21 protein-coding genes and 1 other RNA gene are annotated in these 26,876 nt (G+C 57.3%); 10 read left to right on the top strand and 12 right to left on the bottom strand.

The window, feature by feature from the left end:
- Positions 1-131 precede the first annotated feature (131 nt).
- Positions 132-1,043 carry a LysR family transcriptional regulator gene (locus APU11_RS09840; RefSeq protein WP_013096988.1) on the top strand — a complete coding sequence of 304 codons (912 nt, stop codon included), beginning with the start codon at positions 132-134 and terminating at the stop codon, positions 1,041-1,043.
- Here the strand turns inward: APU11_RS09840 and APU11_RS09835 are convergent.
- The 8 genes from APU11_RS09835 to ppsR form a co-directional block, all read right to left on the bottom strand.
- Entirely contained in the window at positions 1,022-1,801 is a 780-nt protein-coding gene (locus APU11_RS09835) for a heme ABC transporter ATP-binding protein (RefSeq protein WP_058651493.1), read from the bottom strand. The two genes, APU11_RS09840 and APU11_RS09835, sit on opposite strands and share 22 nt — an antisense overlap.
- Positions 1,794-2,786: an iron ABC transporter permease gene (locus APU11_RS09830; protein ID WP_013096986.1), complete on the bottom strand. Its 993-nt coding sequence runs from the start codon at positions 2,784-2,786 to the stop codon at positions 1,794-1,796. The genes APU11_RS09835 and APU11_RS09830 overlap by 8 nt, the downstream gene beginning before the upstream one ends.
- Entirely contained in the window at positions 2,786-3,607 is an 822-nt protein-coding gene (locus tag APU11_RS09825; protein WP_058651494.1) for a hemin ABC transporter substrate-binding protein, read from the bottom strand. Before APU11_RS09825 ends, APU11_RS09830 begins: the two co-directional genes overlap by 1 nt.
- Positions 3,604-4,632, bottom strand: a complete 1,029-nt coding sequence (gene chuS, locus APU11_RS09820) for a hematinate-forming heme oxygenase ChuS (protein ID WP_058651495.1) — start codon at positions 4,630-4,632, stop codon at positions 3,604-3,606. Before chuS ends, APU11_RS09825 begins: the two co-directional genes overlap by 4 nt.
- Positions 4,633-4,677: 45 nt before the next feature.
- Entirely contained in the window at positions 4,678-6,663 is a 1,986-nt protein-coding gene (locus APU11_RS09815; protein ID WP_038980292.1) for a TonB-dependent hemoglobin/transferrin/lactoferrin family receptor, read from the bottom strand.
- A 76-nt stretch (positions 6,664-6,739) separates the two neighbouring features.
- The gene (gene hemP, locus APU11_RS09810; RefSeq protein ID WP_020688348.1) at positions 6,740-6,922 is read right to left on the bottom strand and encodes a hemin uptake protein HemP; all 183 of its coding nucleotides are present in this window, start codon (positions 6,920-6,922) and stop codon (positions 6,740-6,742) included.
- Between the two features lie 210 nt (positions 6,923-7,132).
- Complete coding sequence (aroH, locus tag APU11_RS09805; RefSeq protein ID WP_058651496.1) at positions 7,133-8,179, bottom strand: 3-deoxy-7-phosphoheptulonate synthase AroH; 1,047 nt, start codon at positions 8,177-8,179, stop codon at positions 7,133-7,135.
- A gap of 152 nt (positions 8,180-8,331) precedes the next feature.
- Positions 8,332-9,165: a posphoenolpyruvate synthetase regulatory kinase/phosphorylase PpsR gene (gene ppsR, locus APU11_RS09800; protein WP_023620693.1), complete on the bottom strand. Its 834-nt coding sequence runs from the start codon at positions 9,163-9,165 to the stop codon at positions 8,332-8,334.
- Positions 9,166-9,500: 335 nt separating this feature from the next.
- Here ppsR and ppsA point away from each other — a divergent pair, with 335 nt between their 5' ends.
- The 3 genes from ppsA (at position 9,501) to APU11_RS09785 (ending at position 15,892) form a co-directional block, all read left to right on the top strand.
- On the top strand, positions 9,501-11,879 hold the full coding sequence (ppsA, locus tag APU11_RS09795; protein WP_013096979.1) for a phosphoenolpyruvate synthase: 2,379 nt from the start codon (positions 9,501-9,503) through the stop codon (positions 11,877-11,879).
- A 233-nt stretch (positions 11,880-12,112) separates the two neighbouring features.
- A complete protein-coding gene (locus APU11_RS09790) occupies positions 12,113-13,513 on the top strand; it encodes an MFS transporter (protein WP_013096978.1) in 1,401 nt (466 codons plus the stop codon).
- A gap of 3 nt (positions 13,514-13,516) precedes the next feature.
- Positions 13,517-15,892 (top strand): glycoside hydrolase family 3 N-terminal domain-containing protein, encoded by a 2,376-nt coding sequence (locus tag APU11_RS09785; RefSeq protein ID WP_045902872.1) that lies wholly within the window; start codon positions 13,517-13,519, stop codon positions 15,890-15,892.
- A 5-nt stretch (positions 15,893-15,897) separates the two neighbouring features.
- Here APU11_RS09785 and rprA read toward each other — a convergent pair.
- Positions 15,898-16,005: antisense sRNA RprA (gene rprA, locus APU11_RS09780), an RNA gene on the bottom strand.
- 208 nt (positions 16,006-16,213) lie between these two features.
- The gene (ydiK, locus tag APU11_RS09775; RefSeq protein WP_013096976.1) at positions 16,214-17,329 is read right to left on the bottom strand and encodes an AI-2E family transporter YdiK; all 1,116 of its coding nucleotides are present in this window, start codon (positions 17,327-17,329) and stop codon (positions 16,214-16,216) included.
- Between the two features lie 199 nt (positions 17,330-17,528).
- On the opposite strand from ydiK, the gene APU11_RS27680 reads away from it, so the two are divergent.
- From APU11_RS27680 to APU11_RS09760, 3 genes are all read left to right on the top strand, one after another.
- Entirely contained in the window at positions 17,529-20,585 is a 3,057-nt protein-coding gene (locus APU11_RS27680) for an FAD-binding and (Fe-S)-binding domain-containing protein (RefSeq protein WP_020688342.1), read from the top strand.
- The gene (gene menI / locus APU11_RS09765) at positions 20,582-20,992 is read left to right on the top strand and encodes a 1,4-dihydroxy-2-naphthoyl-CoA hydrolase (protein WP_023620692.1); all 411 of its coding nucleotides are present in this window, start codon (positions 20,582-20,584) and stop codon (positions 20,990-20,992) included. The genes APU11_RS27680 and menI overlap by 4 nt, the downstream gene beginning before the upstream one ends.
- 85 nt (positions 20,993-21,077) lie before the next feature.
- Positions 21,078-21,272, top strand: coding sequence for a YdiH family protein (locus APU11_RS09760; RefSeq protein ID WP_040019758.1), 195 nt, complete (start codon positions 21,078-21,080; stop codon positions 21,270-21,272).
- Positions 21,273-21,316: 44 nt separating this feature from the next.
- Here the strand turns inward: APU11_RS09760 and APU11_RS09755 are convergent, their stop codons facing one another.
- Together APU11_RS09755 and APU11_RS09750 are read right to left on the bottom strand one after the other, a co-directional pair.
- Positions 21,317-21,946, bottom strand: coding sequence for a helix-turn-helix domain-containing protein (locus APU11_RS09755; protein ID WP_013096971.1), 630 nt, complete (start codon positions 21,944-21,946; stop codon positions 21,317-21,319).
- A 66-nt stretch (positions 21,947-22,012) separates the two neighbouring features.
- Positions 22,013-22,672 (bottom strand): helix-turn-helix domain-containing protein, encoded by a 660-nt coding sequence (locus APU11_RS09750; RefSeq protein WP_013096970.1) that lies wholly within the window; start codon positions 22,670-22,672, stop codon positions 22,013-22,015.
- Between the two features lie 356 nt (positions 22,673-23,028).
- Between APU11_RS09750 and APU11_RS09745 the strand changes: the two genes are divergently transcribed.
- From APU11_RS09745 to APU11_RS09735, 3 genes are read left to right on the top strand one after another with little or no spacing between them, the layout of a single operon-like run.
- Complete coding sequence (locus APU11_RS09745; RefSeq protein WP_058651497.1) at positions 23,029-23,559, top strand: fimbrial protein; 531 nt, start codon at positions 23,029-23,031, stop codon at positions 23,557-23,559.
- Positions 23,560-23,616: 57 nt separating this feature from the next.
- Positions 23,617-24,294 (top strand): fimbria/pilus periplasmic chaperone, encoded by a 678-nt coding sequence (locus APU11_RS09740; protein WP_058651498.1) that lies wholly within the window; start codon positions 23,617-23,619, stop codon positions 24,292-24,294.
- 44 nt (positions 24,295-24,338) lie between these two features.
- A complete protein-coding gene (locus APU11_RS09735; RefSeq protein WP_058651499.1) occupies positions 24,339-26,876 on the top strand; it encodes a fimbria/pilus outer membrane usher protein in 2,538 nt (845 codons plus the stop codon).

Raw genomic sequence — 26,876 nt, 5'->3', positions numbered from 1 at the left:
TCCTGTTGTCCGTGGCGGTATCATTGGGGGCGACGACTCTTTTGTTAATTTTGAATTTGTGACTCACTCATTTGGTTTTTTTATTAATTTCCTGTTAACTAAATTTTTTCAATTAGTTAACAGGATGAAAAATGAGAATGAGTGTCAAACAGTTACGCGCGTTTTTAGCGGTAGCTCACACTCTCAATTTTGCGCACGCCAGCGAACGGTTAAATCTTTCTCAGCCTGCCCTCAGCCTGACGATTAAAGGGCTGGAGGATGCGCTGGGGGGCCCGCTGCTGCAGCGAAGCACGCGTAAGGTCACCCTGACGCAGGAGGGCGAAACCTTTTTACCGATGGCGCGGCAGCTGCTGGCTGACTGGGATAACGTGGAAGAGGCAATGCACCAGTGCTTTACGTTGCAGCGCGGCAAAATCTCGGTCGCGGCCATGCCGTCGTTTGCGGCTAACGTCCTGCCGGAGGTGCTGAAAGCGTTTCGCGATCGCCATGCCGGGATCAACGTCACCGTGCATGATGTCATCAACGAACAGGTGATTGAGATGGTGCGGGAAGGGCGGGTCGAGATGGGGATCGCCTTTGAACCAGCGCCGACGCATAACCTGCTGTTTACGCCGCTGGGCCTCGACCGGTTTGTCGCCATTGTGCCGAAAGCGTCCCCCCTTGCGGTGAAAAAACGCCTCTCCTGGAATGAACTGCTGACGCTGGATTTCATTACCCTGCAGCGCCCCTCGGCGGTGCGCCTGATGATGGAAGAGGAGCTGGCCCGTAGCGGCCGCAAGCTGGAGGTGGCGCTGGAGAGCCATCAGCTGGTGACGGTAGGAAGGATGGTCGCCAGCGGGCTGGGCGGCAGTGCCGTACCGGCGCTGTGCGAGGCGCAGATGACATCGCTGGGTGCGGTCTGCATTCCGCTGGACAGCCCGCCGATAGAAAAATGTATCGGGGTGATCCATCCAGGGCACACGCAGCTCTCAAAAGCGGCGCATGCCCTGCTGGAAACCCTGAAAGATTTTTATCAGCCCGATCAGGGGGCGAGAAATACCTGAGGTGCAGCATGAGCCGGGTGTCGGCCAACCTGCACCTGCGCGCCGTACCAGCGCGTCAGCGTATCGGCCTGCAGAACCGCCTCCGGGGCCCCCTGAGCGACCATTTTGCCGTTATGTAACAGCAGGATCCGATCCGCCCACAGCGCCGCCAGATTGAGATCGTGCAGCACCACACAGACATGCAAATGCCCCCGACGGGTCAGGGAAGAGAGCAGGCGCAGCAGATGCTGCTGGTGGTAAAGATCCAGCGCGGACGTGGGTTCATCCAGAAACAGCCAGCCGCGCGGCGCACCGTCGCACCAGAGCTGTGCCAGCACGCGGGCGAGTTGGACGCGTTGCTGCTCCCCGCCGGAGAGCGCCGCAAACTGCCTGCCCGCCAGCGGTAAACAGCCGGAGATAGCCATCACCTCCTCAATCACCGACGCCTCAGGGCGTCGCGTCCACGGCGCTCGCCCCATCCCGATCACCGCTTCTACCGGCCAGTCGAATCCGAGCTGGGTATTCTGGCGCATGACCGCCCGGTAGCGGGAGAGTCTGTCCGGCGGCCAGGCCGTAAGCGGCGTTCCCGCCAGACTGCACCGTCCGCTCGCGGGTTTGAGATAGCCGGTAAGCAGGCGTAACAAGGTCGATTTCCCGGCACCGTTGGGGCCAATCAACGCCACCAGTTCGCCCTGAGAGAGGGTCAGCGACACGTCGTCGATCAGCGTCCGTTGCCCGGCGTGAAAGACAATATTTTCCGCACAGTAGCGTTCAGCCATGCGCACCTCCGCGACGAAAGATAAGCCACAGGAACCACGGCGCACCGAGAAGACTGGTCAATAAACCGACCGGCATTTCCGCCGGGGCGACCAGGGTACGTGCCAGCGTATCGGCAGCCAGCAACAGTAACGCACCGGCCAGTACTGAGCCGGGGATCACCGCCCGGTGGTCGGCCCCCAGCCACATGCGCACCAGGTGTGGCACCACAAGGCCAACAAAGCCGATGACACCGCTGACGGCCACCGCGGCGGCCACCAGCAGGGCGCTGCACAGCAGCAGGAGCCGCTGTACAACGGCCACCTCCACCCCGAGGTAGTGCGCCTCTTCCTCGCCAAGCTGCAGCAAATTAAGTGCGCCAGCCAGGCGCCAGATAACCAGCACGGTGGGAACCATCAGTGAGCAGACGGCCAGCAGCGTTGACCACTGGGCCTGGCCGAGGCTGCCCATGCCCCAGAGTGAGAGCTGGCGAAGCTGGGCATCATTACTGAGCCATGACAGCACGCCGACGGCCGCCCCGCACAGGGCATTTATGGCAATCCCCACCAGCAGCAGTCGCGACAGGGAACTGTCACGTTGCCGGCTAAGCAGGAAAATGACGAATGTGGCGGCCAGCGCGCCGAGAAACGCCGCCAGCATCGGGGCGTACAGCATCACCAGCGCGGGCAGCGAGAGCGGAATAACCACCCACAGCGCAACAGCGAGTGCTGCGCCGCTGCTGATCCCCAGCAGGCCCGGATCGGCCAGCGGGTTACGAAACAGTCCCTGCATCACGCAGCCAGCCAGCGCCAGCGAACCGCCGATCGCCAGCGCCAGCAGCACGCGGGGCAGGCGGATTGTCAGCCAGATCTGACGCAGCGCGTCGTCGCTGCCGCTCCACAGCAGGCTGACCGGCAGGCGCAACGCGCCCACACCGCTGGCCGCCAGCGTCATGACGGCCAGGAGCGCGGCCAGCAACCACAATGCCAGTACGGCGCGTCGGGACATCAGGGCAGTTGCTCCGCTTTACGGCGTAACTGCTGGATCGCCTGTGGCGTTCGCACGCTAAAGCCCAGCAGCGCCATATCGTCGATGGCCAGCATCTGCCGGTGACGTCCCGCTGGAGTTTGTGCCAGACCGGGCAGTTGCCACACCGCATCCGCCCCACCCAGAGCGTTCACGCCATCCTGCGAGATCACCACCAGGTCGGGCTGACTGGCGATAACGCCTTCCTGAGACAGCGGCTGATAGCGAGTGAAGCCCTGCATCGCGTTCTGCAGCCCTGCCGCACGAATGGCAGCATCCGCCGCGGTTTGTTGCCCGGCGGCCATCGCGGTCATCCCGCCGTGGTTGAGAATAAACAGCACCCGTTTATTGAGCGGTGACGCGGGAAGCGCCGACAGCGCCTGACGCAGCGAGTTGCGCAGGGTTTTCCCTTCTGCCTCGCGGTGTGTCGCCTCAGCGATAACCCGAACCTTTTCATCGATAACACTGAGGTCATTGCCTGCCGGAACGGTGATCACCCTGACGTGACTCTGCTCTACCTGTTTTAACGCCAGAGACGGCTGTGCCTGTGCACTGGCCAGCACCAGCGTGGGGCGCATGGACAAAATGCCTTCGGCATTTAGCTGGCGCAGATAGCCCACGTCCGGCAGCGTGTTCGCCGCCTGTGGCCACTGGCTGGTGCTGTCGCGTGCCACCAGCGAAGACGCCGCGCCGAGCGCATAGACAATCTCGGTAACGTCGCCGCCGAGCGCGACGATTTTCTCCTGCGGCGCAGCAAATGCCAGCAGCGGCAGAGCGCTGATCAGGGCAAGCCATTTTTTCATGCGGCCAGCCCTTTTGCCGTTAAGGCGTCGATCTGGCTGCGCCACTGGCTCTGCTCGGGTTCGCCTTCGCTCCGCTGGCCGTACAGCTGGGCAATCTGCGTGCCGTCGGCGGCAAACAGCTCCAGGCTGGTGACATGCCCGTCAGCCGTCGGTTTGCGCGTGACCCAGGATTCTGCGATGGCGCCTTCCAGCAGATGGAGGGTGAAAGCCGGGTTGAAGATGTTCAGCCAGCCCTTCATCGGCATCAGTTTTTCCACCACGCCGGTGAAGATCTGCACGCAGCCGCGGTTGCCGACGAAAATCATGATTTCGTTCCCGTCCTGGCGCGCCGTTTCCAGCAGCTGGGCCAGCGCGGTGTTGTCGACCCTGCAGGCCAGATCGTCGCCCACCAGGCGAAACGCCTGCTGGCGGCTGAGGTTGTGGCGCTTGAGCAGGCTGAAGAACTGATGCACGTCGGTCATGGCACGCCACTCTGTGTCCACGAGCGAGGCGTCCGGGTTTTCAGCGTGAGCCGGGACATCGGCCGTTTTCAACGCCAGCGGCGGATTCCCGGCAAAGATAAAGCGGGTGAGCAGATCGCCCCAGGCGGTGAGGTCGGTGTTATCCGTGGCGTAAACCTTCAGCAGGGCGTCGCCCTGGTGGTCGAAGAACTGAATGCTCTGCCGCTCACCGCGGGCGGTGGCCTCGCTGATGTGAAATACGCTCGCCCACTGGTTAAGGAACAGGCGCAGATCCAGCGCGCGCGGGTTGAGGATCAGCCCGGCGTGGCCGCTCAGGTGTTGATGTGTAAAGGCGCCGACCTGCTCGTGAACGGCGTAGTCGTTGCGGCAGATGCATTTGGTTTCGCCCACCGCTTCCAGCGCGGCCAGGATCTCGCGGGCATCACCGCGCAGGCGCCAGGCGTCATGGCCCACACGGGCGAAGGTCAGCTCGGCTTCGCTGATGTTCATTAAACCTGCAATGTCGCGCGCGTACTTACCCGGATTTTCTTCTTTTAGCTCAAGCCAGCGTGTGTAGTGATTCATTGTCTTTTCCTCTCAAAGCATTGCCCCGGCCAGCCGGGGCGGGGATTACCATTGATAACTGACGAAAATCTTCCCGTTTCGGCCATCCTGCGGAATACCCTGTGGCGACCAGTATTGTTTGTCGAAGGCGTTGCCCAGCACCAGCGTCGTGGTGACGCCTTTAAGCTGCGCCTGGCCGGTGTAGCTCACGTAGAAATCGTTAACCGCGTAGCCGGGCTGCTCGCTGTAGCTGCTGCTGATGTGCGTTGAGCGATCGACAAAGGTGCCGATCCAGCCGACGGAGAAGCCGCTTTGTGCCAGCGGAATATCCAGCTTGCTGGTGACGGTATCCGGGTTAATGCTGGAAATGTACTCGCCCGTGTCGGTATCTTTTCCGCGCGTGCGGTTATAGGCGAGGTCGAGGTTGAACAGGTCGGCGGAGTATTTCGCCATCACGTCCCAGCCCCAGATTTTGGCGTTCGGGACGTTATATGACATGGTGGTCGCCGCCGCAAAATCGACGGTGGTGGAGATGTAGTCTTTGGCGTTGGTATCGAAATAGCTGGCTTTAAACTCCAGCGCATCGTTGGCCAGCATCAGATCATCAAAGCGCAGACCAAAACCATACTCCTGCGTTTCGTTGGTTTCCGGGCGCAGATTGGGGTTGGGCACCCAGTAGTTGGTATAGAAGCGGCCAATGGAGAAGTGTTTGGCGTCGTTATACATTTCGCCCATGGTTGGCGCGCGGAACGCCTGCGCGTAAGAGCCGAACAGCATCAGCCAGTCGGTCGGGCTGACGGTTAACCCGGCACGGGAGGACCACTTATCGGCATCCACATCTTTGTAGCCGTCGCTGCTGCCGCGGTAGTTGTCGTAGCGCGTGCCGCCAAGAAGGGTCACGGGGAGGTCGCGCAGGGTGATTTCATCCTGCAGCCAGCCGGAGCTGAAATCGATTTGTGCCTGCGGGAAGCCCGTTGTTGCCCCGCCCGGGCGTTGCTCCTGACGATAATACTCACCGCCGTAGGTCAGCAGATGTGAGGCAAAGGAATCGCTGAACAGGCGGGTGCGGTTCTCCACTTTGCCGCCTTTGGTGGTCTGTTTGCGAAATTCACCGCTGCCGTCGATGTTCTGGGCGTTGATACGCGCTTCGGACCAGTAAATTTTCGCGTCGGCGTTCAGCCAGTCGTTACCCTGTGGGGCAAGGTGATAGCCGAGCTGTGCGTCACGCTGGATGGTGGAGCGGTCGGTCAGCGGGTTACTGCTGCTGTCTGCTGCACTGGTTTGCGGGTTTTTCGGCTCCTGTGCGGCGTTATTGTAATAGCGCAGGGAGCCGCTCAGGCTCTGGGCCGCGTCGATTTTCCAACTGCCCTTCGCCAGCATGTTCTGAATGGATTCGTCGTTCGGGGCGGTGGTGCCGTCACTCTGGCGCAGATCGCCACGATCCCGGCTAGACCAGGAGAGCAGCCCGTCCAGGGTATCGGTGCGGCCATAGGCGCTGGCCCCCATGCCGATGCTGTGATCGCCCGTCGCACCGGTAGCGAACACCCGATAGCCGCTGTTTTTACCCGGCTCAAGCAGATCTTTGGCATCGACGGTGTCATAGGCAATCACACCGCCCAGCGCGCCGCTGCCGTACAGCAGGGCCGACGGACCGCGCACCACTTCGATACGTTTAATCAGCGCCGGATCGAGGAACGTGCTGTTCAGGTGGCCGGTGTCGGTTCCCTGGCGCACGCCGTCAACCAGTACCAGCACGCCGCGACGGTCATAACCGCGCAGGTTAACGTCCTGGCCGTTGGTGCGTCCGGTGCCATCGAGCGTCAGGCCGGGGACGTTACGCAGCAGGTCGGCTGCCGAGCTGGCAGTTTGTTTATCCGGTGTGCTGGCGTCAATCACGCTCACCATCATGGGGGCTTCGAAGGCGCTACGGGCGTTACCCGTGGCGGTCACGGTCATTTCATCTGTGGTAGCAAACGCGACGCCCGGCAGGGTGCTGACAATCGCCAGCGCCAGAAGTGACGGACGTAAAGGCGCGGAAGGCAGGTGTGGCATAGCAACTCTCCATTAAGAATTGAAAGCGCTGGCTGCCTGGGGTTCACCTGGGTGGCTGGCGGAGTTTTTGTGTTGTTTATTTTGTGAGGATCAATTTTCCGGCATGGGTCTGGCGCAGCAGGTAGCGTTGACCGTCATGCTCGATAATGACCCGTCCCTCATCGCCCAGCAGGGTTTTGCTGTCAATGCGACGCTCGGCGGGGGCGGATGCTGTGTCTGTTTTTGGCGGCGTTGCCGCAGTGTTATCCGTACGTGACATAATGTTTATAAATAACAATCAATGTAACAATGATAATCATTATCAATAAACTGCAAATTCGCGGCAAGCGTTTTTGTGAAAAAAGGGTGAGAGGATCAAATTTGGGGGTGAAGTGCGGTTTGATGCCCTCACCCCGGCCCTCTCCCACAGGGAGAGGGAGAAGGGCACGTATCGTAGGTCGGGTAAGCGCAGCGCCACCCGACAATAACATCAGAAGCGCGAATCTACCGCCGACGCCAGCTTCTCCAGCAGCAGTTCGCTGTCTTCCCAGCTCAGGCACGGGTCGGTGATCGACTGGCCGTAAACCAGCGGCTGACCCGACACGATTTTCTGCGTGCCTTCGCGGATAAAGCTTTCGGCCATAATGCCCGCAATGGCGCTTGAACCGCTGCGGATCTGCTGGCAGATCTCATCGCAGACATCCAGCTGGCGACGGTGCTGTTTCTGACAGTTACCGTGGCTGAAGTCCACCACCAGATGTTCCGGCAGATCGAACTCGGCCAGCGTTTCACAGGCCACGGCAATATCCCCGGCGTGATAGTTCGGTTTCTTGCCGCCGCGCATAATAATATGCCCGTACGGGTTGCCGCTGGTCTGGTAGATGGTCATCTGGCCGCTCTTATCCGGCGAGAGGAACATGTGGCTGGCACGCGCAGCGCGGATCGCATCGACCGCAATCCGGGTGTTGCCATCGGTTCCGTTTTTAAACCCGACCGGGCAGGAGAGAGCAGAGGCCATTTCACGGTGGATCTGGCTCTCGGTGGTCCGCGCGCCAATCGCGCCCCAGCTGATCAGATCGGCGATAAACTGGCCGGTCACCATATCGAGAAACTCGGTGGCCGTGGGAACGCCCAGCTCGTTCACCTGCAAAAGCAGCTTACGTGCTAGCTCAATCCCATGGTTAACGCGATAGCTGCCGTTGAGATCGGGGTCTGAAATTAATCCTTTCCAGCCCACCACGGTGCGGGGTTTTTCAAAGTAGGTCCGCATCACGATCTCAAGGCGATGCTGGTGTTTTTCCCGCAGCCCCTGTAGCCGTTTTGCATAATCCATCGCCGCGTCCAGGTCATGGATCGAGCAGGGGCCAATTACCACCAGAAGACGTTTGTCTTCACCATTAAGAATTTTTTCAATGCGTCGGCGCGAGGCCGTAACATGTTCCGCAACGCCTGCGGAAAGTGGATGCCGCTGTGCCAGTTCAGCCGGTGTAACCAGGCTGTCAATGCGCGCTGTGCGGAGTTCGTCGGTTTTATTCATGGAATGTCTCAGAAATTTTTTGCTTCATCGGCAGACTACCGGGAAGTGATGGGCATCACCTTAAACCAATCCCTGCTGATTTCAAGTTCGGGGCGGCTCCGCCCCGAGGATGTGGTGGATGATACCTGAATCTGAGCTAATGTACTAGCATATTAGTACATGCGGCGATTAAGACCCATGATGTCGAGAATTTTGGTGGCGATCTCTTCGACCGAATAGTTGGTGCTGTTCAGCCAAGGGATCTGGTTTTTGCGGTACAGTGCTTCCACTTCGGAGACCTCCATTCGACACTGGCGCATGGAGGCGTAGCGGCTGTTCTCGCGGCGCTCTTCGCGGATGGCGGCAAGGCGCTCCGGGTTAATGGTCAGCCCGAACAGCTTGTGCTGCAGCGGCTTCAGGGCGGCAGGCAGCACCAGATTGTCCATATCATCGGCAATGAACGGGTAGTTGGCGGCACGAATACCAAACTGCATCGCCAGGTAGAGGCTGGTCGGGGTTTTGCCGCAGCGCGAGACGCCCAGCAAAATGACCTGCGCCTGGTCGAGGTTTCGCAGCGAGATGCCGTCGTCATGCGCCAGGGTGTAGTCAATGGCGGCGATACGCGCATCGTATTTGGTCAGGTTGCCAGGGTTCAGCCCGTGGGTTCGGTGTGCGATGGGGGTCGGGTCGAGCTTCAGCTCGCTCTGCAGCGGGGCCACCAGCGCCTGCACGATATCCTGACAAAAGCCTTCGCTTTGCAGAATGATGTTGCGAATTTCCGGGATCACGATGGAGTAGAACACCAGCGGGCGTACGCCCGTCTGCTGGTAAATGGCATCAATCTGGTCCTTGACCGCCCGCGCGCGGCTCTCATTTTCCACAAACGGCAGCGTGATGCTGTTAATCGAAACGGGGAACTGTGACATCACCGCATGCCCCAGCACCTCGGCGGTAATCGCCGTACCATCAGAAATATAAAAAACGTGGCGATCGACAGCATTATCCATTTTATCCACCCTGAATATCGGACCTAATTGTCTGAAAGCATAAATTAAAAAAGTTAATTGCACAGCAAAGAAGTTATCTGAATTTAAAATGAAATGGTGTTTTTGATTTTCCTGAAAAGTGGATTTCATTTTTCAAATAGCGACGTCATTTTTGTGGTTTTTGGCTGAATATATAGGAATCATCGGCTTATCCGGTGGAGGGAAAGTATCCGAAAAGTTGAAAATTTAAATTGCTTACACGATTCACCGTTTTTTTAGCGTAAATAAATATGCCAGTATAAATACGTAGTCAGGTGTTTCTTACTCCGATCAAATATCATAAAAGGATTGTTTCGATGTCCAACAATGGCTCGTCACCGCTGGTGCTTTGGTATAACCAACTCGGCATGAATGATGTAGACAGAGTTGGGGGCAAAAATGCCTCCCTGGGTGAAATGATTACAAATCTGTCCGGTATGGGTGTCTCCGTACCAAACGGGTTTGCCACGACCGCCGATGCGTTTAACCTGTTTTTAGACCAGAGCGGTGTAAACCAGCGCATTTACGACCTGCTGGATAAAACGGATATTGATGACGTTACCGAGCTTGCTAAAGCCGGGGCGCAGATCCGCCAGTGGATTATCGACACACCTTTCCAGCCGGAACTGGAAAAAGCCATTCACGATGCGTACAACCAGCTCTCCGCTGATGATGCGCAGGCCTCTTTCGCCGTGCGCTCCTCTGCAACCGCAGAAGACATGCCGGATGCCTCGTTCGCCGGACAACAGGAAACTTTCCTGAACGTTCAGGGATATGATGCGGTACTGGTGGCGGTGAAACACGTGTTCGCCTCCCTGTTTAACGATCGCGCTATCTCCTATCGCGTGCATCAGGGCTATGACCATCGTGGCGTCGCGCTCTCTGCGGGCGTACAGCGTATGGTGCGTTCCGACGTGGGCTCTTCCGGCGTGATGTTCTCCATTGATACCGAATCCGGCTTCGACCAGGTGGTATTCATCACCTCCGCGTGGGGTCTGGGTGAGATGGTGGTGCAGGGGGCCGTGAACCCTGACGAATTCTACGTCCACAAACCGACGCTTGCCGCCAACCGTCCGGCGGTGGTTCGTCGCACCATGGGCTCGAAAAAAATCCGCATGATCTATGCCCCGACCCAGGAGCATGGCAAGCAGGTGAAGATTGAAGATGTACCGCAGGAGCTGCGCGACCGCTTCTCCCTGACCGACGCCGAAGTGCAGGAGCTGGCGAAGCAGGCGGTGCAGATTGAAAAACACTACGGCCGTCCGATGGACATCGAATGGGCCAAAGACGGTCACACCGGCAAGCTGTTCATCGTCCAGGCGCGCCCGGAAACGGTTCGCTCCCGCGGCCAGGTGATGGAGCGTTATACCCTCCACGCGCAGGGCAAAATCGTGGCGGAAGGCCGCGCGATTGGTCACCGCATTGGTGCCGGTCCGGTGAAAGTGATCCACGATATCAGCGAGATGAACCGCATTGAACCGGGCGACGTGCTGGTAACCGACATGACCGACCCGGACTGGGAACCGATCATGAAGAAAGCCGCGGCTATCGTCACCAACCGTGGCGGGCGTACCTGTCACGCGGCGATCATCGCCCGCGAGCTGGGGATCCCGGCGGTTGTCGGGTGCGGTGACGCAACCGAACGCATGAAGGACGGACAGAACGTGACCGTCTCCTGTGCCGAAGGGGATACCGGCTACGTGTATGCCGACATCCTCGACTTCAGCGTGAAAAGCTCCAGCGTCGATACCATGCCGGACCTGCCGCTGAAGATCATGATGAACGTCGGTAACCCGGACCGCGCGTTTGACTTCGCCTGCCTGCCGAACGAAGGCGTGGGCCTGGCGCGTCTGGAATTCATCATCAACCGTATGATTGGCGTTCACCCGCGCGCGCTGCTGGAATTTGACGACCAGGACGCAAAGCTGCAGAACGAAATCCGCGAGATGATGAAAGGCTACGACTCGCCGAAAGAGTTTTATGTTGGCCGTCTGACCGAAGGGATCGCGACGCTCGGTGCGGCGTTTTATCCGAAGCGCGTGATCGTGCGTCTGTCGGACTTTAAGTCTAACGAATACGCCAACCTGGTGGGCGGCGAGCGTTACGAGCCGGAAGAAGAGAACCCGATGCTGGGCTTCCGTGGGGCCGGACGTTATGTCTCCGACAGCTTCCGCGACTGCTTCGCGCTGGAGTGTGAAGCGGTAAAACGCGTGCGCAACGACATGGGGCTGACTAACGTTGAGATCATGATCCCGTTCGTACGTACCGTGGACCAGGCGAAAGCGGTGGTGGACGAGCTGGCGCGTCAGGGGCTGAAGCGCGGCGAAAATGGGCTGAAGATCATCATGATGTGTGAGATCCCGTCCAACGCCCTGCTGGCAGAGCAGTTCCTGGAGCACTTCGACGGCTTCTCTATCGGTTCGAACGACATGACGCAGCTGACGCTGGGTCTGGACCGTGACTCCGGCGTGGTCTCTGAGCTGTTCGACGAACGCAACGAGGCGGTGAAAGCCCTGCTGTCGATGTCCATCCGTGCGGCGAAGAAACAGGGTAAATACGTCGGGATTTGTGGCCAGGGCCCTTCTGACCATGAAGACTTCGCGGCCTGGCTGATGGAAGAGGGGATCGACAGTCTTTCCCTCAACCCGGACACCGTGGTGCAAACCTGGCTGAGCCTGGCTGAACTGAACAAGTAACGTCTTCCGTATCTGAAAAGGCGAGGGAAATAATCCTCGCCTTTTTTATTTCCGCTTATATTTGCTCCCCATCACAAATAAAGTAAAAAACCAAATATCATAATTTGTCTGTTAATTTAGACAATTGTTAGCACGCAAAGGGTTGCTAATACTTGAGCCTTACCGCGCAAATCAACACGATTTTGCGCAACTGGTTGAAATACGTTTTAACCTGATAAAAAGGCAAATAACAAATGACAATCTCCTCTGTACTGCGTACCAAAGATAAAATAGGTTATGGCTTAGGTGATATGGCCAGTGCGCTGGTCTGGCAAACAGCGACGTTATTTCTTGCTTATTTCTATACAGACGTTTTCGGTTTACCTGCGGCCATTATGGGCACCATGTTTTTAGTGGTGCGCGTGGTCGATGCCTTTATTGATCCCTGTATCGGCGCGCTGGTGGATCGCACCCAAACGCGTCACGGTCGTTTCCGTCCATGGCTGCTGTGGTTTGCCATTCCGTTTGGCGTGAGCTGCCTCATTACGTTCTACGTTCCCGACGTCGGGCCCACGGCGAAAATCGTCTATGCCTGTGTGACCTACGGGATTTTAAGCCTCATCTATTCCGCCATTAACGTCCCTTACTGCGCCATGCCGGGCGCGCTGACGCTGGATCCGCGCGAGCGCCATTCGCTGCAGTCGTGGCGCTTTGGCCTGTCGTTTATCGGCGGGTTGATTGTGACGGTTATCGCTTTGCCGTTGGTTTCGCATCTTGGACAGGGCAACGTACAGAAAGGCTATTTCTATGCCATGAGCCTGATGGGATTACTGGGGATTATTTTATTCTTCTGCTGCTTCCTGATGACCCGCGAGCGCTATTCTCCGCGGAATGATACTTCTGGCTCCATGCTCACCGATTTAAAACTGCTGGCCGGGAACAGCCAGTGGCGAATTGTGTTCCTGTTTAATATTTTGCTGTTAACGGCGGTCGTGACGCGCGGCTCTGCCACGATGTATTACGTGAATTATGTGCTGTTGCGTCCGGAACTGGTGTTTGCCTTTATCGTCTCCGGGATGGTGGCCTCCTTAAGTGGCGCATTATTATCCGAACGGCTGCTGGGGAAATTTGACCGCGTACGTGCTTATCAGTGGACCATTATTTCCTTCGTGATTTTTGGGGCGCTTATCTTCTTCCTTCCGCCTTCACAGGTCTGGCTGATTTTCGGCCTCAATATTGTCTTTAGCTTCATCCAGAACCTGACCACGCCGCTGCAGTGGACCATGTTCTCCGATGTGGTCGACTATGAAGAGCACCGCAGCGGTCGCCGGCTCGATGGCCTGGTCTTCTCCACCGCGCTGTTCGCCATCAAATTTGGTCTGGCGTTGGGTGGGGCAGTGGTGGGTTGGGTGCTCGGGATGGTGGATTACGCGCCAGGCCAGGCAACCCAGACGCCGCACGTACTCACGACCATTAACGCACTGTTTACCCTCATTCCGTGCGTGCTGTTCCTCTGCATGGTCGCGCTGCTTGCCATCTACAAACTCAACAGTCGGCTGGTGGATTCCATCGCCCGCGAACTGGCCAGCAAGCGCGACGTGCGGCCAGAAGCAGGGCAACTCAGCCCGGCTGCCCCTTCCGCCCTACAGGAGTAAAACATGACTGCAATCTATAAGGACGCGGGACGTCCCGTGCACGAGCGCGTCGCCGACTTGCTGGCACGCATGACCCCGGAAGAGAAGTTCGCCCAGATGCACGCGTACTGGTTGATCCTCGATGAAAACGGCAACCACCGTGAACGCAGCGACTTGAGTGACGAATTCGCGGGGGTGAGTGAACAGGCCTCGCTCAGCGAACGGCTTAAGCTGGGCGTCGGGCAGATTACCCGTCCGCTGGGTACCCATATCGTTGATGCGCAAACCGGCGTGCGCGCCGCCAACCGTCTGCAGCGCATGATGATGGAAGAGACGCGGCTCGGCATTCCGGCGCTGTTCCATGAGGAGTGTCTGGTGGGGTTGTTGTGCAAAGCGGCCACGCTGTTCCCGTCATCGCTCAACTACGGTTCAACCTGGGATCCGGCGCTGGTGCAGCGGGCAGCCGAGCAGATAGGCAAAGAGGCGCGGTCCGTGGGCTGCCAGCAGGGGCTGGCCCCGGTGCTGGATGTCTCCCGCGATGTGCGCTGGGGGCGCACGGAAGAGACCTTTGGCGAAGATCCCTGGCTGGTGGGTGTGATGGCCACGGCCTACGTTAAAGGGCTGCAGGGCGATAAACGCGATCTGCTGGCCACGCTTAAGCACTATGTGGGCCACTCGTTCAGCGAGGGAGCGCGCAACCATGCCCCGGTTCATCTGGGCTTTAGCGAACTGAATGATACCTTCCTGCTGCCGTTTGAAATGGCGGTGAAGCTGGCCAATGCCGGGTCGGTGATGCCTGCCTACCACGATATCGACAATCAGCCGGGGCACAGTGACCACTTCCTGCTGACCACCGTCCTGCGCGAACAGTGGGGCTTTGACGGGATCGTTGTGGCGGACTATGGCGGCGTCAGCCTGCTACATCAGCATCACGGGGTCTCGCATGATGCGACCGAATCCGCCGCGCTGGCCTTTAATGCCGGGCTTGATGTTGAGCTGCCGAAAGATGACTGCGCCCGCCATCTGGCCGAGGCCGTCGAGCGTGGTCTGATCTCCATGGCGAAAGTGGACGAGATTGTAGGACGCGTGCTGACCGAAAAATTCCGTCTCGGCCTGTTTGAAAACCCGTATGCCGATGAAAGCGGCATTGATTTGCAAAATGAGACTACCCGGCAGGTTGCACGTGAGGTGGCGACCCGTTCGCTGACGCTGCTGGAGAATAACGGCATTTTGCCTCTCGGCGGCAAACCCCGCGTGGCGGTGGTGGGCCCCACGGCGGACGATCCGCTGGCGTTGCTCAGCGGCTACAGCTTCCCGGTGCATTTGATTATCAGCGATATGGTTGACGAAACGTCACAGGTGACGACTCCGCGCGCGGCGCTGGAGCACTATCTGGGCGCGTCGAACGTGCGTTATGCCAAAGGGTGTCACATCATCGAAAAACGAATGGCGGGCGCGCCGGTCTTCCCGGGTGACAGCGGGGGCAAACCGATGCAGCAGTCGCCGGTGTCGCAAAGTACCGCGCTGATCCCCGAAGCCGTGAACGCCGCGCAGGAGAGCGACGTGGTGGTGGCCTGCGTCGGCGACCTCGCCGGTTTGTTCCAGAGCGGCACGGTAGGGGAAGGATCCGATACCGATTCCCTGAACCTGCCTGGCGTTCAGCAACAGCTGCTGGAAGCCCTGGTCGCCACGGGCAAACCGGTGATTGTCGTGATGACCGGTGGGCGGCCGTACAATCTTCAGGGGCTGGAAGATAAGGTCGCGGCGCTGATGATGGCCTGGGCACCTGGGCAGGAAGGGGGCTGGGCAATTGCCGATGTGTTAACCGGCCGCGCGGAGCCGCAGGGACGTCTGGTGGTGAGCGTGCCGAAAAGTGCGGGCGCCATGCCATACTACTACAACCACAAGCTGAAAAGCGGCGGCACGCCATTCGCGTTCCACTTTGGCTCCCGCTATCCCTTTGGTTTCGGCCTTGGCTGGACGCAATTTAACTGGGGCGCAGCACGCCTCGCGCAAAACAGCTTACCGGTGGACGGCGAGGTTGTGTTGAGTATTGACGTCACCAACCGCGGTGAACGCAGCGGCAGCGAGGTGGTGCAGGTGTACGTCCGGGATAAGGTTGCCACGCAGGTGCGGCCGCTTCAGGAGCTGAAAGCGTTCCAGCGCGTGGCGCTCGCGCCGGGCGAAACGGCCACGCTCACCTTTACGCTGCCCGTGGAGATGTTCAACTTTACCCGTCGGGACGGCAAACGCATTGTCGAGCCGGGCGAGTTTGAGCTACAGGTGGGAGCATCGTCGGCGGATATTCGCGACGTGGTGACGGTCAATGTGACGGGAGAGACGCGGGTGCTGCCTGCTGAATGGCGCATGCTAAGCACCTGTCAGGTTCAGCACGCGTAGCCAGGATAAAAAAAAGCCCATCGTGGGAGATGGGCAAAGACTACACACAGCAATTCGTTGTTTCACTCAGGGGATTTCCATGCTTATAAATCAAGGTGTTGATTTATAACCGTGAGCTAATAGTAGGCATGCCAACCTTGAGCGTCGATCAGATTCGTCTCAATAGTTAAAGAGAAGTAAAGATTTCTTGAGGTGAATAGCGGACTTAGAGCAAAAAAGGCGGGTCGGACCAGTGCGCAACGAATAAATAGTTTAGCAACGTTTAAGTATTGCCGGGGAGAATGTAGGCCGGGTAAGCGTCACGCCACCCGGCAACCCCTTTTACTGCGTATTCTTCTCTTCCAGCTCTTCGAGCTCGCTCAAAATCACATCCGGGTCGGTGCCCGGCGGCGGCACTTCGTGTACCCAGGCGGAGAAGAGACGCCAGGTGACGGCAAGCAGCACCGGTCCAATAAACAGACCGATCATCCCAAAGGCGATTAACCCGCCAATGACGCCGGAGAGGATCAGGATCAGCGGCAGGTCCGCGCCCATGCGGATGAGGATGGGACGAATCACGTTATCCATGGTGCCGACCACGCAGCTCCAGACCAGCAGAACGGTTCCCCACGTGGTATCCCCCGTCCAGTAAAGCCAGATGATGCTGGGGACCAGCACCAGCAACGGCCCCAGCTGCGCAAGACAGGTCATCAGCATCACCACCGTAAAGACGGTAGCGTACGGCACGCCAGAAATGGCCAGGCCGATACCGCCCAGCACCGCCTGCACCAGCGCCGTGACGACCACCCCAAGCGCAACCGCCCGCACGGCCTGCGCCGCCAGCAGAACCGCGGCATCGCCGCGTTTACCGGCCAGTCGGGTAGCGAAATGGCGTACGCCCAACGCTACCTGCTCACCGCGCCAGTAGAGCAGGGCGCTGAAGACCAGCATCAGCGCACAGTGCATCATAAAGCGACCAATATGTGCCGCCTGACCCACAAACCAGGTGGTGGTGGTGCCAATATACGGACGCACTTTCGCCATCAACGCGCTGCCGCCCATCTCCAGCAGGCTGTGCCAGCCGCTGTAAAGTTTGGCGCCTACCACCGGAATGCTGTTCAGCCAGGCGAGATCCGGCAGCGTTAAATCACCGCTGGTGACGGCGCGAATAACCGGGCCACTGGAATCGACAAGGCTGTTCACCAGCAGCGCAATCGGAATAATAAACAGCAGGAACAGCAGCAGCGTCATGACCAGTACCGCCAGACCGCGGCGGCCAAACAGCAGTTTCTGCAAACGTAACAGCACCGGCCAGGTCGCCACGACCACCGTCGCAGCCCAGGCGAAGCCAAGTATGAAAGGTTGAACAATCCACAGACACGCAATAATCATGAGGGCCAGAAACAGCACCGACAGCAAAATTTGCGCAACATCCCTGGGCTGGCGAAGATTGACCATAAATGAAACTTTCCTTAATAAACACCAGCGAGGCTGGCGGGAACGGATAACCGCGTCACTCTAATCATTAATGATATCAGCGATTTTTGACAGGCGGATTTTGCCCGTAATTCAGCGAAGCACATAAGAAAAAAATGTGATAAAACTTTCCAGACACAACGCAAACGATTTCACACTACTCTAATTAGGGTCGACAGTCATGATCCCACAGATTTCTCAAGCACCTGGCGTCGTTCAGCTGGTGCTTAATTTTTTGCAGGCACTGGAGCAACAGGGTTTTACAGGTGATACCGCCACGAACTATGCCGACAGGCTGACGATGGCGACCGATAACAGTATTTACCAGCTTCTTCCCGATGCAGTCGTCTTTCCACGTTCAACGGCCGATGTGGCGCTGATTGCCCGGCTGGCGACGCAAGAGCGTTTTAGCGCTCTGGTGTTCACCCCGCGCGGCGGCGGCACCGGAACAAATGGCCAGGCCCTGAACCAGGGCATCATCATTGATATGTCGCGCTATATGAACCGCATCATCGAGATCAATCCTGAAGAGGGATGGGTTCGCGTTGAAGCGGGCGTGATTAAGGATCAGCTCAACCAGTATCTGAAGCCCTACGGCTACTTTTTTGCGCCCGAGCTTTCTACCAGCAACCGGGCAACCATCGGCGGTATGATCAACACCGATGCCTCCGGGCAGGGTTCGCTGGTCTACGGAAAAACCTCCGATCATGTTCTGGGCGTACGGGCGGTGCTGCTGGGCGGCGATATCCTGGATACCCAGCCTGTGCCGGTTGAGCTGGCTGAAACGCTGGGTAAAGAGAACACCGCAAGCGGGCGCATCTATCGCACCGTGCTGGAACGCTGTCGCGATAACCGCCAGCTGATCCTCGACAAATTCCCCAAACTGAACCGTTTCCTCACCGGTTACGACCTGCGTCACGTCTTTAACGACGAACTGACCCAGTTTGATTTGACCCGTGTGCTGACCGGCTCCGAAGGAACGCTGGCGTTTATTACCGAGGCGCGGCTGGATATCACCCGGCTGCCCAAAGTGCGCCGCCTGGTGAACGTCAAATATGACTCCTTTGATTCCGCGCTGCGTAATGCCCCGTTTATGGTGGAGGCGCAGGCGCTGTCGGTGGAAACCGTTGACTCGAAGGTGCTTAATCTGGCGCGGGAAGATATCGTCTGGCACTCGGTGCGGGAGCTGATTACCGATGTGCCGGACAAAGAGATGCTTGGGCTTAACATCGTTGAATTTGCCGGAGACGATGCAGAACTTATCGATAGCCAGGTGACCACGCTCTGTCAGCGGCTTGATGAACTGATCGCCCACGGCGAAGGTGGGGTCATTGGCTGGCAGCTCTGTAACGACCTGGCCGGCATTGAGCGTATCTACGCGATGCGTAAAAAAGCGGTGGGGCTGCTCGGCAATGCCAAAGGCGCCGCGAAGCCGATTCCGTTTGCGGAAGATACCTGCGTCCCTCCTGAGCATCTGGCGGATTATATCGTTGAATTTCGTGCACTGCTGGACAGCCACGGCCTGAGCTATGGCATGTTCGGCCACGTTGATGCCGGGGTGCTGCATGTGCGTCCGGCCCTGGACATGTGCGATCCGCAGCAGGAGATCCTGATGAAACAGATCTCCGATGAGGTGGTGGCCTTAACCGCGAAATATGGCGGCCTGCTGTGGGGGGAACACGGAAAAGGGTTCCGCGCCGAGTACAGCCCGGCGTTCTTCGGTGAACAACTCTTCGGCGAGCTGCGCAAGGTCAAAGCGGCGTTCGATCCCAATAACCGTCTCAACCCGGGGAAAATTTGTCCGCCGGAGGGGGTGGACGCGCCCATGCTGCAGGTGGATGCCGTCAAGCGCGGCACGTACGACAGACAAATCCCGATTGCCGTGCGCGCGTCCTGGCGCGGGGCGCTGGAGTGTAACGGCAACGGCCTGTGCTTTAACTTCGACGTGAAAAGCCCGATGTGCCCGTCGATGAAAATCACCAGCAACCGCATTCATTCGCCAAAAGGGCGTGCGACGCTGGTACGCGAATGGCTGCGTTTGCTGGCCGATCGCGGTATCGACCCGCTCAAGCTGGAGCAGGAGTTGCCGGAAAAACGGGCCAGCCTGCGTTCCCTGATAGAGCGCACCCGCAACAGCTGGCATGCGAATAAGGGCGAGTATGATTTCTCCCATGAGGTGAAAGAGGCCATGTCCGGCTGCCTGGCCTGTAAAGCCTGTTCGACCCAGTGCCCGATTAAGATCGACGTACCGGAGTTCCGCTCGCGCTTCCTGCAGCTCTACCACACGCGCTATCTGCGCCCGATGCGCGACCATCTGGTGGCAACGGTGGAGAGCTATGCCCCGCTGATGGCCCGGGCGCCAAAGACGTTCAACTTCTTTATCAATCAGCCGCTGGTGCGCAAGCTTTCCGAAAAACATATCGGAATGGTGGATCTGCCGCTGCTCTCGGTGCCGTCGCTGCAGCGTCAGCTGGTGGGGCACCGCTCGGCAAACATGACCCTGGAGCAGCTTGAGGCGTTAAGCCCTGAGCAAAAAGCGAAGGTGGTGCTGGTGGTGCAGGATCCGTTTACCAGCTATTACGACGCGCAGGTGGTGGCCGATTTTGTCCGTCTGGCGGAAAAACTGGGGTATCAGCCGGTGGTTCTGCCGTTCTCACCTAACGGTAAGGCGCAACACATTAAAGGCTTCCTCAACCGCTTCGCGAAAACGGCGCAAAAAACGTCTGATTTCCTTAACCGGGTCGCCGGGCTGGGCATGCCGATGGTGGGTGTCGATCCGGCGCTGGTGCTCTGCTATCGCGATGAATATAAGCAGACGCTGGGCGATAAACGCGGGGCGTTCCACGTTATGCTGGTGCACGAGTGGCTGCCGGCGGCCCTCGAGCAGACCAGCGCCATGGAGGTCAGCGGTGAGCCGTGGTACCTGTTTGGCCACTGTACCGAAGTCACCGCGCTGCCGGGCGCACCTGCGCAATGGGCCTCTATTTTTGCCCGCTTTGGCGCGAAGCTTGAGAGCGTCAGCGTCGGTTGCTGCGGCATGGCAGGCACTTACGGGCATGAAGTGAAGAATCACGCCAACTCGCTCGGTATTTACGAGCTGTCATGGCATCAGGCGATGCAGCGCTTGCCGCGAAACCGCTGCCTGGCAACGGGCTACTCCTGCCGCAGCCAGGTGAAACGTGTTGAAGGTAACGGGGTACGCCATCCGTTACAGGCTTTACTGGAGATTATCGGATGATCTGGAAACGTGCCGTCACGCTACAGGCGTTAAACGCCATGGGCGAGGGGAATATGGTCGGGTTGCTGGATATCCAGTTTATCCGCATTGGGGAAGACGATCTGGAGGCCACCATGCCTGTCGATCATCGTACGCACCAGCCGTTTGGTTTACTGCACGGCGGTGCGTCCGTGGTGCTGGCCGAAACCCTGGGCTCGGTGGCGGGGTATCTCTGCACCGAAGGGGAGCAGAAGGTCGTCGGGCTTGAGGTGAACGCCAACCATATTCGCTCGGTGCGCAGCGGGCGCGTGCGCGGTATTTGCCGCGCGCTGCACGCCGGTAGCCGTCATCAGGTGTGGCAGATTGATATTCTCGATGAGCAGGATCGGCTGTGCTGCTCATCCAGGCTGACCACGGCGGTGGTGTAAATTTCCTGATGTTTTTGCATTTGGTCAAAATCTCGCCAGGGTGTTGTGATATACTGGTCAGGATTTGTACACAAGTGAGGACATCATGGATACTGAAATAACCCCAACGCAACTGGCACTTGAATATTTACGTCGCGATAACAGCAACCTGTCTCCGGCGCAGTACCTGAAAAAGCTGAAACAGCTTGAACTGGAGTTTACAGATTTGCTGGCGCTCTCTTCGAATGAACTGAAAGAAGAGATCTATTTTGCCTGGCGCTTGGGCGTTCACGTCCATTGAGAGAGTGAAAAGGCCGCGAGCGCGGCCTTTTTTGTGTCTGCAATTCAGTACCGGGCGGGAAGTTTATTGATTTTAATCAGCCTGCCATCTTCCATTTCAATAAAGCCCCCTGTTTTGAGATCGGCCAGGATACGCATCACGCCGCTGCGGGAAAGCTGGGTTTTATCGCGAATGTAGCGTTCTGCGGTTATCTCCCGGCGATAAGATTCATCTTCATTCATTAATAACATCAGCTGCTGGCGGATCATCTCATAGGCCGTCGGGGCACCCTTTGGCATGACGGTGTTATAGAGCCGGTTGTACATAAACATCAGGTGGTTTGATATCAACCCCCACAGCGCCTTCTCTTGAATAATGACGTGGAGCTGCTCTGCGGTCAGCGTTCCAATCTTGCAGGGGGTCACCGTTTTCAGGTAGTCGTCAAAAAAGATGTCATTAATATTAGCCACTCCAAATAACGCCGGGCTTTTCGCGGTCGACAGCATCAGATTGTCGCTGCGTCGGTAAATGGCAACGGTCCCTTCCAGAATCAAATAACTCATTCCCCGGCCATCAACCACCAGATCCAGCTGCTCCCCGCGATCGAGATGACGGACAGTAGAGTAAGGTTGTAAGTGCGTAATCAGCGCTTGCGCATAGGGAGAACCACGATGGGGTTTTTCTGTGGAGGACATAACCTGAACCTGAAAGAATCGTCTTTCTGATTATAGCGTTACTCCTTATTACCGACATCACCTGAATCAGTATTTCCGCGGCAGATGGTGGACATCAAGCAGCACGCCGCGCTCCATCGTAATGTACTTCCCGGTGCGCAGCTCGGCCAGGATCCGCATTATCCCGCTACGCGAAAGCCAGGTGCGACTTTGTATATAGGCGGCCGCCGTGGTGTTCAGCCGTATTGCTTCGGGCTCCTGCATCAATTCAACCAGCTGAAAACGGATGATGTCATAGGCCGACATCTGCGAGATCCGCGAGCAGTGCTCATAGACCCGGGAGGCGGTATAGATCAGCAGATGCGAAAACGGCTCCCACAAATTGTGTTGCGCAATCACGCCGTTAAAACGCTCCAGCGAAACCCCGGCGAGTTCGGAGGTCTCCAGCGCCCTGACATACAGGTGCTCTGAGGAGAACTGGCTACTCACGCCAAGAATAAACGGCGCGGATTCAGAATTTAAGACGATGCCATCTCCCCGACGGTGCAACGCCACGCTGCCCTGGAGCAATAAAAAACACTGACGCACGTCGTTTGCATAATAGTGGAGCACTTCCCCCCGGGACAGTATGCGCCTCTCTGCCAGCGGAAGAAGATGATCAATTAATTTCTCGATGTGCTTATAGGGTTTAGCCGTAAGCACGGTGGCTTTTTCATTATCGAGACTGGGAGCCATTCGGGTGTTCATCAGATACCTCATTCACGGACGCGATCATTATTTGATCGATATAGAGAATTATCTTAAAAAACAGCGGGTCGTGGAATATTTAAGACGGGTCCAAAAATAGACCGCAGTAAATGACGAGCCTAATTATATGAATTCTAAGGACGTAAATTAGGGGTCTAAAAGTAGACTGAAAATAGAAAGGCTTAAGAAATTTCAAAACTGAAATGTATTTATTTTGTTAAAGAGAAGTCTACAGCTAGACCTCAAAATAGATTGTGTGCCGAAAAAGAGTTGTATAAATTTCGGTCATCGGCTGATGAAGCCCGAATTATGTAATCTGGATTTCAGTAATAAATAAAGTGATACAGGATTTGATGATGAAAAATAAAATGATGATAACCCTGCTGGCAGTGGGTTCCGCCCTGACAGCAACCCACGCTTTCGCCGCAGCAGGTACCGTTAATTTTAACGGAAATATTCTGGATTCCGCCTGTGACGTCGATGTGGCTTCGCAGAACCAGGTGGTGGTATTAGGTGATTATTATAAGACCGAGTTTCCAACCACCGGGGCCAGAACCGCAGCCACGCAATTTAATATCGTGTTGAAAAATTGCCCGGTGACGGTGACCAACGCGAAGGTTCGCTTTGATGGTACGCCAGATGCCACCAATTCCAGCCTGCTGGCGATTGATTCGTCCGCGGCGGGAGCGGCGACCGGAGTGGCAATCAACCTGATGAGTGCGGATAAGGCGGATCTGCCGCTTCACGGCAGCAACAGCTATAGCTATGTGCTGAGCAGCACCGTGGATAATACCCTGAGTTTCTACGCTCAGTATATTTCCACCGCAGCGACTGTCACCGCCGGTCCGGCGAATTCTGTCGCTAACTTCTCCGTGATTTACAACTAATCGTTTGCAGCAATGTGCAGGGGGCCAGCCCGGCCCCTTTGTGGTATGAGGTTTACAATGCGTTTTATCAACACAACCGGACTGGCCGTAGCGCTGTCAGCACTGACGCTGAGCACAGCGCAGGCCGGAGTGATTATTGGCGGCACCCGTATCATTTTCGATGGGACAAAAAAAGAGGCGTCAATAAGCATTAATAATCCTGACGCGACGCCTTATTTAATTCAGTCATGGATAGATACGCCGGAAGGTAATTCAGGTAAAGCGCCTTTTATTATTACACCACCGTTATACCGACTGGATGGCGGGCAAAAAAACGTCGAGCGAATTGTGATGGCGGGCGCACTGCCTCAGCAGCAGGAAAGTTTATTTTGGCTGAATATTAAAGCGATCCCTTCGGCATCAAAACAGACGAACGCCCTGCAAATAGCAGTGAAAACGCGCATCAAACTGATCTACCGGCCAGAAAGTTTGCGGGCGTCTACGCCAGAAGAACAGGCTAATAAATTAACCTGGCAACGAGCCGGGAATGAAATTCAGGTCAACAACCCCACGCAATATGTCGTCAATTTTAATGAAATTACGCTGGGGGGGAAAAAGCTGGACGATGTGACCTACGTGTTACCCGGCGCCTCAGCCCGGTTTGTATTACCCAATGAGGCAAGGGGAAATTTACTCACGTTTAAAATTATCAACGACTATGGCAGTCCCGGCGTATTACATCAAGCCAGTTTGTGATCCTTTCACAAACGGCAACGCCTGCATTAACCCGGTAATTCGCAATGACGGTAAATAACACAATGATACCCGCACGCCTGGCGATGTTTATCGCCTTAGCGTTTGGCGGATCCTCAACCTCGCTCTACGCCAGTGTTGCCTTTAACTCCGAATTAATTGAGCTGGATAATCCAGGCATGGATAAAGCCGATTTGTCGGCCTTTGAATCAGGCTCGCAGGCACCGGGGATCTACCATGTCGATATTATTGTCGACGACGCGTTTCTGGAGACGGGGGATATTCAGTTTACCGCGAGCAAAGCCGACAACGGCGATGCGTCATTGCAGCCTTGTCTGAGTCTTGCGCAATTAAAACGCTGGGGGGTGAAAACGGCATTATTTCCTGCGCTCAGTGCAGGACACGGTGAATGCGTCAATCTTCAGGCGATTCCCCAGGCCAGTGCCGATTTCCAGTTTGGTGCCCAGCGTCTGGTGTTGAGTATTCCGCAGGCCGCCATCGATCTGCCGGCAAGAGGCTATGTGCCGCCGGAGATGTGGGATGAGGGGATAACGGCAGCCATGCTCAATTACAGCCTCAGCGGCGCGAACAGCCGGGCGAAAGCGGGTGAGGGGGCCAGCAGCAACAGCCAGTATGCGAACCTGCGTCCGGGGATAAATATTGGCCCGTGGCGTCTACGCAACTACACCACCTGGTCACGGGATGGCGCGGGGAAAGATCGATGGGACACGGTCTACAGCTATCTGCAACGTGCCGTTATTCCCCTGAAAGCGCAGCTTACCCTTGGGGACAGTTCCGCCCCGGCGGATGTCTTTGACAGCGTGCCTTTTCGCGGGGTTCAGCTGGCCTCGGATGATGACATGTTACCGGACTCCCTGAAAGGCTATGCCCCCGTGGTCCGCGGGATCGCGCGCACCAATGCTCAGGTGGTGATTCGCCAGAATGGCTATCAGATCTACCAAAGCTACGTGGCGCCGGGCGCGTTTGAAATTAACGATATGTATCCCACCGGCGGCGCGGGCGATTTAGACGTGACCATCAAAGAGGCCGATGGCAGCGAGCAGCATTTCACGCTGCCGTATGCCTCGGTACCGGTATTGCAGCGCGAAGGGCGACTGAAATATGCCCTCACCGGTGGACAGTATCGCGCCTACAACAGCAGCGTCGAGAAAACCCCGTTCGGGCAGATCGCCGCGATTTATGGGCTTCAGAAGGGCATCACGATCTATGGCGGGGTGCAGGGGGCCAGCAAATACCAGTCGTTTGCGGTCGGAGCCGGTAAAAACATGGGGGACTTCGGCGCGCTTTCCGTCGATGTCACCCAGGCCTGGTCAACGCCGGCCAATACTGCAAAAACGCAGGGGCAGTCCTGGCGAGCGCGTTACAGCAAGAACGTTATTAATACCGGCACCAACTTTTCGATTGCGGGGTACCGTTATTCAACGCGCGGCTATTACGGACTCCAGGACGTGCTGGACTCCTGGGGGAACAGCGGCGCACTTCAGGACAGACGGCGTAACCGCCTGGAGCTCACCATGAGCCAGACGCTGGGCGGTGACCGGGGCGCGCTGACGCTCAGCGCCGCGCGGGAAGATTACTGGAACGATGACAGACCCATGGCCTCGTGGAGTGTCGGCTACAACAATGACTGGCACAACATCAGCTATGGCGTGAGCTGGACATACAGCAAAAATGGCAGCCCGTCGTCCGGCAGTGGAAAGATAAAGACCTACGCTAACGACCAGCTTCTGGCGCTGACCGTTAGCGTACCGCTGGATAAATTTCTGCCGCAGACGTGGGCTAACTATGGCCTGAACGCCAGCAAGAACAGTGGCACGACGCACAGTATCGGCATGAACGGGGTGGCCCTCGACAATAGCGCCCTGAGCTGGAATATCCAGCAGGGTTACGGTACGGATGGCGTGGGCTATACCGGTACGCTCAACGGCGACTATAAAGGCACGTACGGGGAAGTTACGGCGGGCTATGGGTACGACAAACATAGCGAGCGCCTTAGCTATGGTTTGCAGGGGGGGATCCTCGCGCATGCTGATGGCGTGACGCTGTCTCAGCCGCTGGGGGAAACCAACGCGTTAATCAAAGCCCCGGGCGCGCACGGCGTGAATATTCGTAATCAGTCCGGCGTGCGAACGGATTTCCGGGGCTATACGGTGGTGAATAACCTCTCCGTATACCGCAAAAACGATCTCACTCTCGATCCGGAAAATATGCCTGACGATGTGGAACTGGAGATCAACACCCGCACGGTCACGCCTACGCGCGGCGCGGTGGTAAAAGCCGATTATTTGTCCAAAGTCGGACGCCGGGTGCTGATGACGTTGACGACGCCTGAGCAGTTCGTGCCGTTTGGCGCGGTTGTTACCCTGGCGGATGATGACAAGAGCAGCTTTATCGTGGGCGATCGCGGCCAGGTCTATTTAACCGGCCTGCGCGACCAGGGCACGGTCCTGGCAACATGGGGACATCAACCTCACCAGCAGTGTCGGGCAGATTTTAGCTTGCCGAATAGAGCGCAATACGGCGGCATCACGGACATCAGCGTCTCGTGTCGCCGGGAGCATTAA

Source organism: Enterobacter sp. 50793107, assembly GCF_001463365.1.
Lineage (GTDB): Bacteria > Pseudomonadota > Gammaproteobacteria > Enterobacterales > Enterobacteriaceae > Enterobacter > Enterobacter cloacae.
Note: the sequence above shows the minus strand (reverse complement) of the source record. Positions and strands in the feature narration are given on the sequence as shown.

Coding starts and splice junctions, on each gene's coding strand:
- APU11_RS09840 (WP_013096988.1), top strand. CDS start 132: ATGAGAATGAGTGTCAAACAGTTACGCGCGTTTTTAGCGGTAGCTCAC.
- APU11_RS09835 (WP_058651493.1), bottom strand. CDS start 1,801: ATGGCTGAACGCTACTGTGCGGAAAATATTGTCTTTCACGCCGGGCAA.
- APU11_RS09830 (WP_013096986.1), bottom strand. CDS start 2,786: ATGTCCCGACGCGCCGTACTGGCATTGTGGTTGCTGGCCGCGCTCCTG.
- APU11_RS09825 (WP_058651494.1), bottom strand. CDS start 3,607: ATGAAAAAATGGCTTGCCCTGATCAGCGCTCTGCCGCTGCTGGCATTT.
- chuS (WP_058651495.1), bottom strand. CDS start 4,632: ATGAATCACTACACACGCTGGCTTGAGCTAAAAGAAGAAAATCCGGGT.
- APU11_RS09815 (WP_038980292.1), bottom strand. CDS start 6,663: ATGCCACACCTGCCTTCCGCGCCTTTACGTCCGTCACTTCTGGCGCTG.
- hemP (WP_020688348.1), bottom strand. CDS start 6,922: ATGTCACGTACGGATAACACTGCGGCAACGCCGCCAAAAACAGACACA.
- aroH (WP_058651496.1), bottom strand. CDS start 8,179: ATGAATAAAACCGACGAACTCCGCACAGCGCGCATTGACAGCCTGGTT.
- ppsR (WP_023620693.1), bottom strand. CDS start 9,165: ATGGATAATGCTGTCGATCGCCACGTTTTTTATATTTCTGATGGTACG.
- ppsA (WP_013096979.1), top strand. CDS start 9,501: ATGTCCAACAATGGCTCGTCACCGCTGGTGCTTTGGTATAACCAACTC.
- APU11_RS09790 (WP_013096978.1), top strand. CDS start 12,113: ATGACAATCTCCTCTGTACTGCGTACCAAAGATAAAATAGGTTATGGC.
- APU11_RS09785 (WP_045902872.1), top strand. CDS start 13,517: ATGACTGCAATCTATAAGGACGCGGGACGTCCCGTGCACGAGCGCGTC.
- ydiK (WP_013096976.1), bottom strand. CDS start 17,329: ATGGTCAATCTTCGCCAGCCCAGGGATGTTGCGCAAATTTTGCTGTCG.
- APU11_RS27680 (WP_020688342.1), top strand. CDS start 17,529: ATGATCCCACAGATTTCTCAAGCACCTGGCGTCGTTCAGCTGGTGCTT.
- menI (WP_023620692.1), top strand. CDS start 20,582: ATGATCTGGAAACGTGCCGTCACGCTACAGGCGTTAAACGCCATGGGC.
- APU11_RS09760 (WP_040019758.1), top strand. CDS start 21,078: ATGGATACTGAAATAACCCCAACGCAACTGGCACTTGAATATTTACGT.
- APU11_RS09755 (WP_013096971.1), bottom strand. CDS start 21,946: ATGTCCTCCACAGAAAAACCCCATCGTGGTTCTCCCTATGCGCAAGCG.
- APU11_RS09750 (WP_013096970.1), bottom strand. CDS start 22,672: ATGAACACCCGAATGGCTCCCAGTCTCGATAATGAAAAAGCCACCGTG.
- APU11_RS09745 (WP_058651497.1), top strand. CDS start 23,029: ATGAAAAATAAAATGATGATAACCCTGCTGGCAGTGGGTTCCGCCCTG.
- APU11_RS09740 (WP_058651498.1), top strand. CDS start 23,617: ATGCGTTTTATCAACACAACCGGACTGGCCGTAGCGCTGTCAGCACTG.
- APU11_RS09735 (WP_058651499.1), top strand. CDS start 24,339: ATGACGGTAAATAACACAATGATACCCGCACGCCTGGCGATGTTTATC.